We start from the raw sequence: 13,653 nt of genomic DNA, 5'->3' as shown, positions 1-13,653 counted from the left end.
ACGGCGATGGCGAAACGTGTGACGATCAACGATGTGGCGCGGGCCGCCGGAGTCTCCCGGCAGACCGTGACCCGCGCCATCAACGACATGGGGCAGATCAGCGAACAGACCAAGCAGCGCGTGCTGGACGCCTGCCAGCGGCTCGGATACCGGCCGAGCCGGTTCGCCCGCAACCTGGTCGTGCGGAAGAAGACTCGCGCGATGGGTTATTTAGTGGCGACCTTCCGTAATCCGTACTTCACCGAGATCGCCGGCGACCTGCTCAACACCGCCGCCGAGCGCGGCTGGCACGTGGTGATGGCCTCCACCGAGACGGAGGACGAGGCGAGCGCGCTCGAGATGCTGTCAGGTCAGGTGGATCTGTTCATCGGGCACTTCAAGCTGGACGACGACGACCTCCTCGCAGCCGGCCGCGGCCTCCCGTTCGTGATGCTGGAACGGACGGGCAGCCTGCCCGGCATGCACTCCGTCGAAGTCGACCTGCGCGAAGGCGTCCGTGCGGCGATCGAGGCCCTGCGCGGCACGGGCGCGCGGCGCATCGGCATGATCGACTCCCCCCTGCGGGACTCCCCCACCTACGTGCCCTCCCCGCGGTGCGGGTACTTCGCGGAGTTCGCCGGTCCCGAGTCTGCGAAGATGGTCGCCTTCGGCGAGGAGTCCATGGCCGGCGGCGGTCAGGCGTTCGCCGAGCTCGTCGGCGCCCATCCGGACATGGACGCGGTGCTGGTCTTCAACGACCTCATGGCGATCGGCGCGGTGCAGGCCTCGCACGCGCTCGGCATCGACGTGCCCGGCCAGGTGCGGATCTGCGGCATCGACGGTCTCACCCTGGGCGAGGCCGTGCATCCGACATTGACCACGGTCTCCATCGATCGCCACGCGCTGGTGACCAACGCGCTGGACATCGCCGACGCGCTGGCCGCCGCCGACTTCGCCGAACTGCCACCGATGCGGCGTACGGTGCGCCCGCGCATGCTGTGGCGCGAATCCGCTTGACGCGAAGGCCCGCTGACGTGCGAAAAACGCCGCGTCCTACTCCGTGGGAGGAGTGCCGTGGGTGTGGAAGGACGCGATGGTCTTCAGACCCCATGCCTGCCCCTTGGCGCGTTCGGCCTCGGTCCAGGTGATCAACGGCCAGTCCGGCGCGAGCACGAGCCGGGTGAGCGGGTTGCACAGCTCGATGCGATTGCCGCCCGGCTCGTAGACGTACAGGAAGAACGTCTGCTGGATCGCGTGCTTGTGCGGCCCGGTCTCGATGAAGACGCCGCGGTCCAGGCAGAGGTCGGCGGCGCGCAGGATGTCCTCGCGGGTGTCGGTCGCGAAGGCGATGTGGTGCAGTCGCCCGTTCGAGCCGGTCCAGTCCTCGGTGTAGACGATGTCGTAGGACTTGTCGGTGAAGGTCAGCCAGCGGGCGCTGATCCTGCCGCCGTCGAGCTGGATCTGCTCGGTGGGCCTGGCTCCGAGCAGGTGCTCGGTGAACTCGGCGTTGGGGAGCACCGAGGCGGCCAGGTAGTTGACGTGGTCGAGCCGGCGTACGCCGACGCCGTGGCCGGGTTTTGCCTGCGGCTGGTTCTTCAGCCCTGGGCGCAGGTGTTCCGGCGCCTGGTACCACTCGCTCTCCCAGTACAGCGCGACCTCGTGTCCGTCCGGGTCGCGCGTGACGTACAGCGGCCCGATGCCCGGCTCGTCCTCCACCCACTCGCCGGCGTGCCCGGCCTCCTGCAGCGCCTTGACCCGGCGGTTCAGCGCCTCCTCGCTGGAGGTTCGCAACGCCGTACGGCGGACGCCGGAGGTGGAGTGCGCGACCAGGGTGAGGCTGTGGTGCTCGTAGTCGTCCCAGGTGCGCAACCAGACCGAATCCCCCGAACGGCCGTTCTCGGTCATGCCGAGGATCTCGGTGAAGAACCACACGCTGCGGTCGAGGTCGGGGGTGAGGAGCTGGACGTGGCCGAGGTGGGCGATGTCTCCCAGCGGCGGGGCCATGTGAAACCTCCCTAGGGGCGCGGAAAGACCGTGCCGTCGAAGATCTTGCGGGCGGTGCGGACGACGGCGGTGCGCGCCGCGTACGGTCCCTCGTCGAGGGCGATCTCGAGGTCGAGAAACCCTGTCGGGTGTTCGATGCGGATCCGCTCCCCCCGGACGTGGAGATCCTCACCGATGTTGCCCGGGATCAGCAGGCCCGCCGCGACGCTCGCCGCGCCGAGCACGCCGATGGCGGTGTGGCAGCGGACGGGGATGAAGGTCCGGGTGCAGACGGCGCCGCCGTCCCTCGCAGGCGCGATCAGGGTGAGCTTGGGCACGCTGGTACGGCTGACGTCACCGAGGCCCATCAGCTCGGCGGCCGCGAAGCGGATCTCGTGCAGCCTGGCCGCCAACGCCTGGTCGGCCTCCAGCTCGGCCGGGCTCTCATAGCCGGTGACGCCGAGGTCTGCCGCACGGATGAGCACCACCGGCATGCCGTTGTCCACGCACGTCACCTCGGCGCCTGCCACCTTGTCGCGGGCATGTCCCGTCGGCAGCAGGGGCGAGGCGGAGCCGGGGAACTCGATCACGACGGCGGCCGCCGTACCGGGCACGCCCGAAATTTCGGTCGAGCCGTCATAGCTGACCGCTCCGCCCGGCGTGGGGAAGGTGGCCACGGCCGGCTCGCCGGTGTTGAGCATGCGGATCCGGACGGAGGTCCGGCCGTCGGCGGCCGGGACCAGCCCCCGCTCGACTGCGAACGGGCCGACTCCGGCGAGGAGGTTGCCGCAGTTCTGCTGGTCTGCGACCTCCGGGGATTCGACGGCGACCTGCAGGAAGAGGTAGTCGACGTCGGCCTCGGGGTCCGTGCTTCTCGCGACCACCGCTACCTTGCTGGTCAGCGGGTGCGCGCCGCCCAGGCCGTCGATCTGGCGCGGGTCGGGGCTGCCCATGACGCGCAGCAACAGGTCGTCGCGGGCCGCGGGGTCGGCGGGAAGGTCGTCGGCGAGGAAGTAGGCGCCTTTGGAGGTGCCGCCGCGCATGAGCATGCAGCGCAGGCCGGTCATCCGTCGTGCTCCTCGGCTCTCACGTACCGCAGGCCGGTCATCCGTCGTGCTCCTCGGCCTTCACGTACCGCACGCCGAGTCGCTCCAGCGTCTCGCGCAGGCCGTACCGGTCGAGGCCGAGCTCGCCCGCGGCGAACGCCGCCCGCGAGGCCTCCTCCTTCGCCGTCCTCGCCACCGCCGCCTGCACGGCCGTGGCGACGAGATCGCGTGGTACGCACATCACGCCGTCGTCGTCGGCGAGGATCGCGTCACCCGGCCTGATCACCTGGCCGCCGACGACCACGGGCACGTTGACCGACCCGGGGCTGGCCTTGACCGTGCCCTGCGCGCAGACGGCCGCCGACCAGACGGGGAAACCCATCGCGCGCAGCTCCGCGGTGTCGCGCACGCCCGCGTTGATCACCAGACCGCGCACGCCGCGTGCCTGCAGCGCGGTGGCGAAGAGCTCGCCGAACAGGCCGTCCGTGCACGGCGACGTCGTCGTCACCACCATCAGGTCACCCTCGCGGCACTGCTCGACCGCCGCATGCACCATGAGGTTGTCGCCGGGCCGGCAGAGCACGGTGACCGCCGTGCCGCACACCCGCACACCCTGCTGGATGGGCCGCAATCCCGGGCCGAGGCAGCCGGTCCGGCCCAGGGCCTCATGCACCGTCGCCACGCCGTACCCCGCCAGCGCCGACACCGCGGCCGCCTCCGCCCGCGGCGGGTCGGTGACGATCACACCGGTGCTGTGTTCATTGATGACCTCGGCAAGCTCGGTCATGAGAGCACTGCCGTCACCTGGGGGTAAGGCCGCATGTAGGCCTCACCGTACGTCTTGTGCGGCAGTCCCAGGTTCGGGCCCGCGTTGCGCTTGAGCTGGACGCCTCGCCGTACCGCCAGATCGGTGTAGTAGTCCCACAGGTGCTTCTGGGCGGGTAGGCATTCCATCGCCTTCCGCTTGCTCTCGAACACCTCGGTGATGTCCAGCAGAACTTGGGGGATAAATCCCGACATTTCGGGTTGGTGGGGCTCGAAGAAGAACACCGGTGGCGCGCCGAGCGGCTCACCAGGCGCCGGGTACCCGATCGCCTGAGCCAGGACCCGGGCCTGCAGCGCCATGCGGCACGCGGCGGGGTGGTCGCCGTTGTACGGATCCTCCGCCGGATGCGTGAGCACGACGGTCGGCACCACCTCCCGGTAGATCTTCACCAGCTCGTCGTGGAGCTCGGGCGTCTCACGCAGCGGGTAGTCACCGGCGTCCAGGAAACGGATGTCACCGGCCCCGAGAGCGGCGGCCGCCTGCTCGGCCTCGGCGCGCCGGAGCGCCTTGATCTCTTCGAGGGTCCTGCCCTGCCGCCAGGCCTCGGCGGACTCGCCGCGCTCCCCGTACGACAGGCAGACGACGGTGACCCGCTCGCCCCGCGCGGCGGCCAGGGCGATCGCCCCGCCCGCCCGCCAGACGAAGTCGCCGGCGTGCGCGCTGACGACGAGGGTGGATTGCGTCATGGGTACTCCTCCTTCAGGGCGTTGACTCCTTTACGGCGTCGATTCCTTCAGGGCGTTGAATCCTTCAGCGCGTCGATGACGCTGGCCAGGTGGGCGTGCGCGGCGGCCTCGGCGGCCTGCGGGTCACGGGCCCGGATCGCCGCTATCAACGCCAGATGCTCATCAAGGGACTTCTGGGGACGCCCAGGGCGAAGTGCGAGCTGGAAGCGGTGCCGTACCAGCTGGGCATTGAGCCGCTCCAGCAGCTCCACCGCCACCTGCTGCCCGGAGATCCGGCGGACAGAGGCGTGCAGCTCGTGGTTGAGCGTCGAGTAGGTCAGCGGCTCACCGTTGGCCACCGCCTTCGCCATCGCCTCGCCCAACGCCGCGAGCTCGCTCAGCTGCTCGTCGGAGGCCTGCACCGCGGCCTTGGCGGCACACAGCCCTTCGAGCACCATCCTGCACTCGGTGATGGCGACCGCCTCCTCCAGCGAGACCACCCGCACCCGGGCGCCTCGATTGCGGATGCGCTCGACCAGCCCTTCGGCGGTCAGATCGATCAGCGCGGCCCGGATGCTGGCCCGGTTCACCCCGATCTGCTCGGCCAGCTCCTCCTCGACCAGGCGCTGGCCGGGGGCCATGTCGCCCCGCATGATGGCCTCACGCAAACTGGCGAGCGCTTGCTGCTTCGCCTCTTCGCCGCCGATCGGCATGGATGCCCTCCTCGATGAGTGCGTGTCGAGGCTAAATCTACGGCAACAAGATTGTCAACAATTTCATTCAGCATATTGCCAACATGTTTGCGGAGGGTTACCGTCGGCACACCCCACCCCCCGCGTCGAGAGGGGGAGATCGTGCGAAGAACCCCTGCAGTGAGGTGGGCCGCCGTCGCGCCGGCCCGCTCACGCCGCCGTGCCTGAGACCCCGTCTCTTCGAGAGGAACCCCCCATGTCGACAATCCCGTCCACCGCCGTCTCAGGGCGGCCCACCAGGCTGGTCGCCCTGGTGTTCAGCCTGTGCTGGCTCGTCGTCATGTTCGACGGCCTGGACATGTTCATGTACGGGGCCATACTGCCCAAGATGCTCGAGGATCCCGCCCTGGGCATGACCAGGCCCATGGGCGGCGTGGTCAACAGCTACGCCACCTTCGGCATGCTCATCGGCGCGCTCGTCGCGGGCACCGTCACCGACTGGCTCGGCCGCAAGAAGATCATCGCCTGGTGCTGCGTGCTGTTCTCGCTCGCGTCGGCCCTGTGCGCCGTGGCGCCGAGCGTCGGCGTGCTCGGCCTCGGCCGCTTCATCGCCGGCCTCGGCCTGGGCGGCCTGCTGCCCACCGCGATCGCGATGGTCAACGAGTACGCGCCCAGGGGCCGCGGCAGCTTCATGATCGGCGCGCTGATGACCGCCCACCACGCGGGCGGCATTCTGGCCTCACTGCTCAGCCTGTGGCTGGTCGCGGCCTTCGGCTGGCGCTCGATGTTCTGGGTCGGCGTCATCCCGCTGCTGATCGCCGTGCCGCTGGTGCTGTCGCTGCTGCCGGAATCCCTCGGCTTCCTCGTCGCCCGCGGCCGCCGGAGCGAGGCCGAGGCCCTGGCCCGCCGGCACGGGGTCGACCTGGCGGACTTCCCGGCCGCCCAGACCATCCGCCGGACGGCCGCCGACCGCTGGGTGGCCCTGCGCGGCCTGTTCGCCGGGTCCATGTGGGTGACCACCATCGTGTTCTGGCTGGCCTCCTTCGGCGGCCTGCTGCTTGTCTACGGCGTGAACACCTGGCTGCCGAGCATGATGCGCGACAGCGGATACAACCTGGGTGACGCGCTGGCCTTCCTGCTCGTGGCCAACGCCGGCGGCATCGTCGGGATGCTGGTCGCCGGCCGGATCGCCGACCGCTTCGGCGCCGCCCGCGTCTCGGCCGTCTGGTTCGCGCTCACCGCGGTGTGCACCTTCCTCCTGGGCCTCCACATGGCGCTGGCGCTCACGTACCTCGTCGTCTTCCTCACCGGCGTGTTCCTGAACAGCGCCCAGACGATGGTGTACGCGGCCGTCGCCGCCCGCTACCCGACCGAGAGCCGGGCCACCGCGCTCGGCTGGACGGCCGGGCTCGGCCGCTTCGGCGCCGTGGTCGGTCCCACGCTCGGCGGCGTCCTCACCGCAGGCGGCCACCAGAGCCTGGGCTTCACCGTGTTCGCCGTCACGGCCGTCTTCGGAGCGATCATGATCACTCTCACCCGCGTCGTGGGCAAGTCGTCCCAGCCGGCCGAGGCAGCGTCCTGACTCGAGGCCACCAGCTCGCCATGATGAGGTCGAGGCGGTCGATCTCCAGCTTGAGAAGCTGCTCGCTCGGAGGAGTCGCGCCCGTCGTCGGCATCACGCTCCTCGCGGCAAGTGCCGGGCAGGAAGTTCTCGAGATGCAGCCACGACCAGCGAACCTTTCGCGGGGACTTTGACGAAACTGCCCTGACGCGGCGGGTTTCTCAATCTGCGCAGCGCGTGGCAGCCGCATCGTGTAGGCAAGCTGTTCAACGAAGGTCGGGGATGCGTTCGCCACCCTTCGCAGGGCGCTGGGTCGGCGATGAAGCCGGCCACGCAACGTCGTCGATCGCGAGCCATGGCGCGACGGCCAGGGCCGTGGGCGTGAGCCCGGCAAACGTCGTGACCTCGCGGTGGAGGTGGGACTGGTCGACGTAGCCGCTCTCGGTGGCAACGCGGGCGGCGGCGTGACCCGCCGCGAGAAGGTGGGCGGCGTGGTCGAAGCGCACCAGTTGGGCGGCGCGTTTGGGGGTGATGCCGAGCTGGGACCGGAAGCGGGACCACAGGCGCTTGCGGCTCCAGCCGACCTCCTCCGCCAGGCCGTCGACCCGCACTCGCCCCCGGCTGGTGAGCGTCCGCCGCCAGGTGTAGGCGACCTGCGGATCGACCGGTGGGTGGGCGCCCAGCCGTCGGCCGAGGATGTCCACCGCGATGGTGAACCGTTCGTCCCACGACGCGGCGGCGCGCAGCCTGTCCACGGCTCGCCCGGCGTCGCGGCCCCAGACATCCTCAAGGGCTACCACCGTCCCGCTGAGCTCGGTCGATGCGCCGAACAACGCAGCCGCCGCGACCGGCTCCAGCCGGATCTGGAGCAACTGTCCGGCTCCCCGGCCAGTTGCCCGAAGATCGCCGGGGAGGAGCCCGACCACGACACTGCCGCGCTCGTGCCGGCCATGGGTTTCGTAGACGACGCCTTCTCCCTCGCTCAGATCGACGAGCAGGGTGACGGATGGGTACGCGACCATGGCGATGTCCACAAAGGTCGGGGCACGATGGCGGAACCCGGCCATGCTGACCCCCGGCAGCCGAACCGACGGGCGTGGGACTGCGACGTCCACCCACGCCCGGTCAGGTGGCGTCCCGGTCGACAACACCTGACCAGTCTAGGCCTCAGGGATCATGGGTGGGCTGTCAGCGGCCCGTTGCCGTGAAGCTCAGCAGCAGTTTGCTGGTCGTCTCGGGCGCTTCCAACATGGGTAGGTGCCCGACGCCGGGCATCAGCTCGACCCGCGCGTTCGGCACCGCGTCGTACTGGTGTGCCGACGACGGCTCCCAACGGGGGTCAGCAGCGCCGAAGATCACCAGCACCGGGACCTCAAGGGCGGCGAGACGCTCGGGCACGCTCCGCCCGGCGATGTACGCGGTGTTCCGGCGCAGCACCGTCCTCATCACGCGGTAGGTGATGCCCCGTACGTCGGCGACCACGTCGTCCGGGAGGTCCACCGGGCGAGCGGCCGTCGCGCTGATCCCCCTGCGGATCATCGCATCCGAACGCCTCGACCACATGAGCGGGCCCAAAGGCGGGGCCAACAGGACCCGAAGGATGAACGGCTGCCGAAGGAGCGCATCCGGACTTGGGCCGCTACTGATCAGTCCAAGCGAACCCACGAGGTCGGGACGTTGTTCGGCAAGCGCGGTGGCGACGTAGCCGCCGCTGGAGTGCCCGACCACGGCGACGTGACCAAGGCCGAGGTCGTCCAGCAGCGCCGCCACCTGGCCCGCCTGCGCAGGCACGTCGTACGACGGCGCGGGCGGGGACTGGCCGCAGCCCGGGAGGTCGACCCGGATGACATGATGGTGACCGGCCAGTGCCGGGACCACCGGGCTCCAGAAGCCGCCCGAGGCCCCCGATCCGTGGATGAGCAACAACGGCGGCGCCTGCCGCGGGCCGTCATGGACCACGTGCATCCCATGCGAGTGCGCAATGTCGTACTCAGTCATGCGGAGACTATGCACGGGCGGCCGACCATCAGTCTTGGACAAATGTTCCCGCGGAGTTGAAGACCGACGGCCCCGCCACCATCGTCGCAGTCCCCGGAGCGCGGCGCTGTCATCGGCAGATGAGGATGACATCGCCCTTCCAGCACGGGACACGATCGATCAGCCAGCACTGGGTGCCCGCGGGCAGGCGAGGGTCACCATGCCGAACACCTCGTCATACTCACGATCGTGTCGCCTATCCCCACAGGGTTTCGGTCCCCAATGTGCCCGATCCCAGTGACGTTTCACGCTCATGCCGAGCGACGGGTAACAACAGGCGGCCGAGGGCCGGGTGATGGCAGCATGACCGCGCCATCACCGACGACGGAGTTCACGCCGAACCAGAAGTCGTCCTTCTGACCAACTCCTGCCGAGGTTGCGGACGATCTCGTGTTGCACGCCGGTCCTGTCCGGTCACGGCGCTGGTTGTCCCAGCCAGATCCGGAGCTCGCGGAAGAGCTGGTTAGTGCGGTCATTGAACTGTTCGAGGTCCGCCTCAGTCCATCGGCGAGCAACGAGGCCAAGCCCCTGGCCCTGCGTCAGCACCTCCTCGATCGCGGTATGCCGTTGCAGCAGCCGCTCGGCAAGCGCTGGGTCCCAGGCACCGATAACCGCTTGGTGAGTGTGGCTGAGGATGAAGAATCGGCCGACCGCGGCCATGAGTTGTCCTCGCTGGGCGCGGGCGCGGCCTCGGCGCCAAGGCTCTGCGGTGAAGATGACCTGGCCCAGAGCATGGATCTCCGCTGCGAGGGCCTGGCAAGCCAGCACCGCGTTCTGATGGGCCGTCTGGCGTTGCGTCCGCCGGGCACTCATCATCACCACGGCCCAGGCCGTGAGCGCGGCCACCACGCCTCCGACCACAGCACTCAATGCCCCCTGCAGCAGGTTGGCCCACCAGTCCGTTTGTCCGGTCATATCCGTAGATCGTGCGGCTGTGCGGGCCGTAACAGGTTTGCCGGTGCCGGCAGCGGAGGCGGTGTCCGTCAGTGAGCGGGCCGATGACCGGTCATCACGGGCCCATCACTGCCGCCCCTGTGCGACCGGCGATGAGCCGTACGGCTACCGCCCGGAGTCTGCGGGCGGGAGGGCGAGCCTCTTCCGGATGGAGGTTTGGACCTCCTCCACGGATCGGCTGGCGTCGATGGTGAAGACGTACTCCTTGCGGCGGAGCAGATCGAGGATGGGGTCGGTCTTGTCGTGGTAGGTGCGCAGGCGCTCGGCCAGGGCGCCCTCGGTGTCGTCGGCCCGCCGTACGAGCTGGTGGCCGCAGACCTCGCAGATGCCCTCCTCGGCGGGGCGGTCGTAGATGAGGTTGTAGTCCATGCCGCAGTTGGGGCACAGCCGCCTGGCCAGCACGCGGCGCCTGACCTCTTCGTCCGGCAGGTCCAGGTGGATGACGCCGTCGATGTCATAGGACTCCAGGAAGAACTCGGCCTGGCGGCGGTTACGGGGGAAACCGTCGATGATGAAGCCGTAATTCCAGTCGTGCTGGTCCAGCCGGTCACGCACGACCTTCTCCACGTGGTCGTCGCCGATCAGCTCGCCCGCCGCCATGGTGCGCCGGACCAGGGCGCCCAGCTTGGTGTGCTGCTGCACGTGCCAGCGGAAGATGTCGCCCACGTTGATGTGGACGAGCTCGTATGCACGGGCCAGCAAAGCGCTCTGGGTGCCTTTGCCGCTGCCCTGGACGCCGATGATGAGGTATTTCCGCATGGTCAGATGAAATCACCGCTGGCGGCGATGGCGCGATCTACGGTCATCGGGTCACGTGACGGATTCGCCGGACGCAGAGCGGCCTTGTGTTTCGCGCTGCGACCAGCGCTCACCGGGGAGATCACCGCGCGGGACGCCTACGCGGGTCTGCGCCGCACTCCCCCGCGAGCACCGAGTCCGGCCTGTGGTGAACCGGCCGAGCCAGCAGGCGCACCAGCCGGGCGCGCGTGGTAGCACGTCAGGTCAGGTGAACATGGCGTGTGGAGCCCGGGACGGCGGTGGGCCATGGACGTCCGGTGGCGCTCACCCTCGGACTCTGCGGTGCAGAGGACGCGGCAGATGGGGCGTGGGACCGCCGGCGTCCGGCGGTCCCACGCTCATGCCGTTCGGTGGAACGCGACTCACCCGAGCGTGCCCAGCCGGTGCCCTACGGTGCGATCGACCAGAGCTGGCAGGTGTTGTTGAGCCACATCCACAGCCGGGCCGGCGTGCCGTTCGCGGTGCCGCAGTTCTGGTCGTCGAGCACCATGCCGCTGTTCTCGACCACCAGCTCATATCGGCCGTTGCCCGCGGGGATGACCGCCCACTGCTGGCACGTGTTGCCGAGCGGCGCCCACAGGTTGACGGCCGTGCCGAGGGCCACCCCGCAGTTGACCGCGTCGAGCACCTTGCCGGCGTTGACGTTGGTGATCGTCCACTTGTTGGCACCGACGCTGTTGAAGCGCCACTGCTGGCAGGTGTTGCCGAGCGCCTGCCACTGGTCGATCTGCGTGCCGTTGGCCGTGCCGCAGTTGACCGCGTCGAGCACCTTGCCGCTCGTGAGGTTCGTGAGCCGGTAGGTGGCCCCGTTCACGGGGAAGGTGACGCTCTTGCTGTAGCCGACGGAGACGACGTTGGCCTGCACGGCGTTCTCCGTGGCGTCGCTCGGATAGCCGCTGGTCATCACGCCTTCGAAGAACGATCCGACAGAGCCGTTGCTGTTGTCGCCGCCGATGCCGAGGATGATCGCGCCTTGCTTGGTCATCGGGCGGTAGCCGGCCTGGGTCGGCAGCGCTCCGTTGTACCGCGTCGCCAGGCTGCCGGACTGCGCGTTGCCGTCCTTGATGGCGTATGTCGAGGTGCCGTTGTTCTTCAGCATCGCCGTCACGAATGCGGAGCTACGGCCGGTGTTCGCGGTCCAGGAACCGTTGCCGCCGGCGAACAACCCGTTCTCGAGGTCCGCCGCGACACGCGGTCCGCCCGCGCACGGTGAGAACCAGCACAGCGTGCCGAAGTAGATCGCGTCCATGTCGCCGTTGCCGGTGTCCATGTTGTTGGTCTCGGCGTTGCCGTAGTCGAAGCAGCACCGGTCGTTGACATGGGTGCCCTCGGTCACCATGTACATGCCCTCGGGCTGGCTGCCGGTGGCGATGCCGTTCGTCGCGTTGTTGCGGTAGCCGTTGCCCGCGGAGATGTAGACGCCGTAGACCTTGTGGCCACCTGCCGTCACGGGCAGAGCCGCCGCGTTCGCCCCTTGGTCGGCTGTGGGATTGGCGCCGCCGCCGGGAGCGATCGTGAGGTCGTTGTGGCGCGACGTCTGGTCGTAGATGCGAACGATCGTGCAGTACGTGCCCGAGCAGAAGGAGTCCTGGGTCGCGGCGTTCGCATAGCCGCCGGCGCTGAGCACGCCGATGTTGGTCGTCGCACCGTCGGACCAGCGCCGCACCTGGTAGAGCGCCCCGCTGTAGGAGCCGAAGAGCGCACGGGTGGTGCTGTGAGCGGCGACGCACGGCGTGCCGCCGCTCGCGTAGATGTCGCAGGACAACGTGCCGGCCGCCTGTGCCGTGCCTGGCACGGCGACCAGCGCGGTGACGACGAGCGCAGCGGAGGAGGCGACGGTGAGGGCCGTTCGCCGCCAGTGGCGCAGAGACCAGAAACCCATAGTGTGCCTTTCGTGTGCTGCGAGACAGCGCAGTGCCCGGCGGTGACCATTGGGGTGGAGAACGACCTGTTAGCGCTAACATCTTTATCCATGAATTTGAATTGTTAGCGCTAACATTAATATCCAAACGCGTTCCGCTGTGTTTCGCCCAAAGTGTCATCAAGGACGCGGCGACTGTCAATACCCGGTGAAGATCGGCTTCTATTCCGCCATAACGTGCGACAGGAGAACGCAGTCGGTGGGTAACCGCAGAAGTGCCAATGGCCTGGCAGCCGGGGCCGCGCACACGTGTGCAGTGAGCCCCGGCCAGGCTATGCGCCGGGGTTCAGTCCGGGTCAGCGCAGCGCCAGGGCGAACTCGCTGTCTGGTCCTGTCCCCCTGCTTTCGGGGTTGGGGATGAGGCGGAGCCGGATACCTCCGAACGGCTGACGCTGCTGCTGCGAAGCCCATGCGGCCAGCGCCCCGATGGCGAGCTCGGCCGGGGTTCCGCTGACCCACTGCGCGGGCGTCTCCGGGTCGACGCATGCTTCCTGGTGCGCGGGCTCCGTACGCAGGGTGAGGTCGGGAAACCTGGCTGCGATCGCGTCGGCCTGGTCGTCGGGGACGGGCCAGCACCACTCGACCGGGCCGTCGCTGTCGCCGCTCACCTCGCCGTGGTAGATCATGAACGGCGCTCCGGCGACCCCCTCGATCCGTGGGACGCCACCGCGCCGCAGGCGGTGGATGAACAGTTCCCCACCTATGGGCACCAGTTCGTCCTGGTGCGCCCGGCGGATGACGCTGAGCAGGCTGCGTGCGGGCAGGTCGCGGACGGTGACCTCGTACATGGCGGACTTCTCTCCGTGAAGGCGGTCAACGAGGTGGCCGACCAGTTCGCGCTGGGCGGCGTGCTCGGCCTCGGTTCCGGCCCAGTAGGTGCGGATCTCCTCGGCGGCCGACGCCGCGTCCACGGCCAGGATGTCCCGGATCCGGGCCAATGGGACGCGGATCCGGCGCAGCGCGGCCACCAGGCGGGCCTGATCGAGTTGCGTCGCCGCGTACCAGCGGTATCCGGTGTCCGGGTCGACGCGGGCCGGCACCAGCAGCCCGAGTTCGTCGTACAGACGCAGCGCCTTGGGCGACAGACGAGACATACGCGCGAACTCACCGATGCTGACCAAGCCCATGGACGGCTCCCTCGTTCCGGGCGGTCGCCCGGTCATGACCACTGTGCGGCTTCCCCGAAGGTGA

The 13,653-nt window shown here is 69.1% G+C and carries 13 protein-coding genes; 2 read left to right on the top strand and 11 right to left on the bottom strand.

Annotated features, from left to right (window positions below):
- Nucleotides 1-18: 18 nt before the first annotated feature.
- A complete protein-coding gene (locus AB0J64_RS18750) occupies nt 19-996 on the top strand; it encodes a LacI family DNA-binding transcriptional regulator (protein ID WP_364028230.1) in 978 nt (325 codons plus the stop codon).
- Nucleotides 997-1,032: 36 nt separating this feature from the next.
- On the opposite strand, the gene AB0J64_RS18745 is transcribed toward AB0J64_RS18750, so the two are convergent.
- The 5 genes from AB0J64_RS18745 to AB0J64_RS18725 are packed head-to-tail and all read right to left on the bottom strand — an operon-like array spanning nt 1,033 to nt 5,212.
- The gene (locus tag AB0J64_RS18745) at nt 1,033-1,983 is read right to left on the bottom strand and encodes a catechol 2,3-dioxygenase (protein ID WP_364028228.1); all 951 of its coding nucleotides are present in this window, start codon (nt 1,981-1,983) and stop codon (nt 1,033-1,035) included.
- Between the two features lie 11 nt (nt 1,984-1,994).
- Nucleotides 1,995-3,029, bottom strand: a complete 1,035-nt coding sequence (locus tag AB0J64_RS18740; RefSeq protein WP_364028226.1) for a 4-oxalomesaconate tautomerase — start codon at nt 3,027-3,029, stop codon at nt 1,995-1,997.
- Nucleotides 3,030-3,066: 37 nt separating this feature from the next.
- Nucleotides 3,067-3,795 (bottom strand): 4-carboxy-4-hydroxy-2-oxoadipate aldolase/oxaloacetate decarboxylase, encoded by a 729-nt coding sequence (locus AB0J64_RS18735; protein WP_364028224.1) that lies wholly within the window; start codon nt 3,793-3,795, stop codon nt 3,067-3,069.
- Nucleotides 3,792-4,520, bottom strand: a complete 729-nt coding sequence (locus AB0J64_RS18730; RefSeq protein ID WP_364028222.1) for a PIG-L deacetylase family protein — start codon at nt 4,518-4,520, stop codon at nt 3,792-3,794. Before AB0J64_RS18730 ends, AB0J64_RS18735 begins: the two co-directional genes overlap by 4 nt.
- Before the next feature lie 47 nt (nt 4,521-4,567).
- Nucleotides 4,568-5,212 (bottom strand): GntR family transcriptional regulator, encoded by a 645-nt coding sequence (locus AB0J64_RS18725; RefSeq protein ID WP_364028220.1) that lies wholly within the window; start codon nt 5,210-5,212, stop codon nt 4,568-4,570.
- 235 nt (nt 5,213-5,447) lie between these two features.
- On the opposite strand from AB0J64_RS18725, the gene AB0J64_RS18720 reads away from it, so the two are divergent.
- A complete protein-coding gene (locus AB0J64_RS18720) occupies nt 5,448-6,773 on the top strand; it encodes an aromatic acid/H+ symport family MFS transporter (RefSeq protein WP_364028218.1) in 1,326 nt (441 codons plus the stop codon).
- Nucleotides 6,774-7,018: 245 nt separating this feature from the next.
- Here AB0J64_RS18720 and AB0J64_RS18715 read toward each other — a convergent pair whose 3' ends face one another.
- The 6 genes from AB0J64_RS18715 to AB0J64_RS18690 all read right to left on the bottom strand — a co-directional run bounded on the left by AB0J64_RS18715 (nt 7,019) and on the right by AB0J64_RS18690 (nt 13,589).
- Complete coding sequence (locus tag AB0J64_RS18715) at nt 7,019-7,819, bottom strand: helix-turn-helix domain-containing protein (RefSeq protein WP_364028216.1); 801 nt, start codon at nt 7,817-7,819, stop codon at nt 7,019-7,021.
- A gap of 121 nt (nt 7,820-7,940) precedes the next feature.
- The gene (locus AB0J64_RS18710; protein ID WP_364028214.1) at nt 7,941-8,750 is read right to left on the bottom strand and encodes an alpha/beta hydrolase; all 810 of its coding nucleotides are present in this window, start codon (nt 8,748-8,750) and stop codon (nt 7,941-7,943) included.
- Nucleotides 8,751-9,203: 453 nt separating this feature from the next.
- Nucleotides 9,204-9,704: a hypothetical protein gene (locus AB0J64_RS18705; protein WP_364028212.1), complete on the bottom strand. Its 501-nt coding sequence runs from the start codon at nt 9,702-9,704 to the stop codon at nt 9,204-9,206.
- A 144-nt stretch (nt 9,705-9,848) separates the two neighbouring features.
- On the bottom strand, nt 9,849-10,502 hold the full coding sequence (locus tag AB0J64_RS18700) for a nucleoside monophosphate kinase (RefSeq protein ID WP_364028210.1): 654 nt from the start codon (nt 10,500-10,502) through the stop codon (nt 9,849-9,851).
- A 427-nt stretch (nt 10,503-10,929) separates the two neighbouring features.
- Entirely contained in the window at nt 10,930-12,423 is a 1,494-nt protein-coding gene (locus tag AB0J64_RS18695; protein WP_364028208.1) for an arabinofuranosidase catalytic domain-containing protein, read from the bottom strand.
- 335 nt (nt 12,424-12,758) lie between these two features.
- On the bottom strand, nt 12,759-13,589 hold the full coding sequence (locus tag AB0J64_RS18690) for a helix-turn-helix domain-containing protein (protein ID WP_364028206.1): 831 nt from the start codon (nt 13,587-13,589) through the stop codon (nt 12,759-12,761).
- Nucleotides 13,590-13,653: the final 64 nt, after the last annotated feature.

The organism is Nonomuraea sp. NPDC049695, assembly GCF_040674955.1.
In the GTDB taxonomy this organism is placed as follows: domain Bacteria; phylum Actinomycetota; class Actinomycetes; order Streptosporangiales; family Streptosporangiaceae; genus Nonomuraea; species Nonomuraea helvata.
This window is presented reverse-complemented; position numbering and strand designations above follow the sequence as displayed.

What these genes read in the sequence shown, in the direction of transcription:
- AB0J64_RS18725 (WP_364028220.1), bottom strand. Translation starts at nt 5,212, where the DNA reads ATGCCGATCGGCGGCGAAGAGGCGAAGCAGCAAGCGCTCGCCAGTTTG.
- AB0J64_RS18710 (WP_364028214.1), bottom strand. Translation starts at nt 8,750, where the DNA reads ATGACTGAGTACGACATTGCGCACTCGCATGGGATGCACGTGGTCCAT.
- AB0J64_RS18695 (WP_364028208.1), bottom strand. Translation starts at nt 12,423, where the DNA reads ATGGGTTTCTGGTCTCTGCGCCACTGGCGGCGAACGGCCCTCACCGTC.
- AB0J64_RS18715 (WP_364028216.1), bottom strand. Translation starts at nt 7,819, where the DNA reads ATGGCCGGGTTCCGCCATCGTGCCCCGACCTTTGTGGACATCGCCATG.
- AB0J64_RS18690 (WP_364028206.1), bottom strand. Translation starts at nt 13,589, where the DNA reads ATGGGCTTGGTCAGCATCGGTGAGTTCGCGCGTATGTCTCGTCTGTCG.
- AB0J64_RS18700 (WP_364028210.1), bottom strand. Translation starts at nt 10,502, where the DNA reads ATGCGGAAATACCTCATCATCGGCGTCCAGGGCAGCGGCAAAGGCACC.
- AB0J64_RS18720 (WP_364028218.1), top strand. Translation starts at nt 5,448, where the DNA reads ATGTCGACAATCCCGTCCACCGCCGTCTCAGGGCGGCCCACCAGGCTG.
- AB0J64_RS18740 (WP_364028226.1), bottom strand. Translation starts at nt 3,029, where the DNA reads ATGACCGGCCTGCGCTGCATGCTCATGCGCGGCGGCACCTCCAAAGGC.
- AB0J64_RS18730 (WP_364028222.1), bottom strand. Translation starts at nt 4,520, where the DNA reads ATGACGCAATCCACCCTCGTCGTCAGCGCGCACGCCGGCGACTTCGTC.
- AB0J64_RS18735 (WP_364028224.1), bottom strand. Translation starts at nt 3,795, where the DNA reads ATGACCGAGCTTGCCGAGGTCATCAATGAACACAGCACCGGTGTGATC.
- AB0J64_RS18745 (WP_364028228.1), bottom strand. Translation starts at nt 1,983, where the DNA reads ATGGCCCCGCCGCTGGGAGACATCGCCCACCTCGGCCACGTCCAGCTC.
- AB0J64_RS18705 (WP_364028212.1), bottom strand. Translation starts at nt 9,704, where the DNA reads ATGACCGGACAAACGGACTGGTGGGCCAACCTGCTGCAGGGGGCATTG.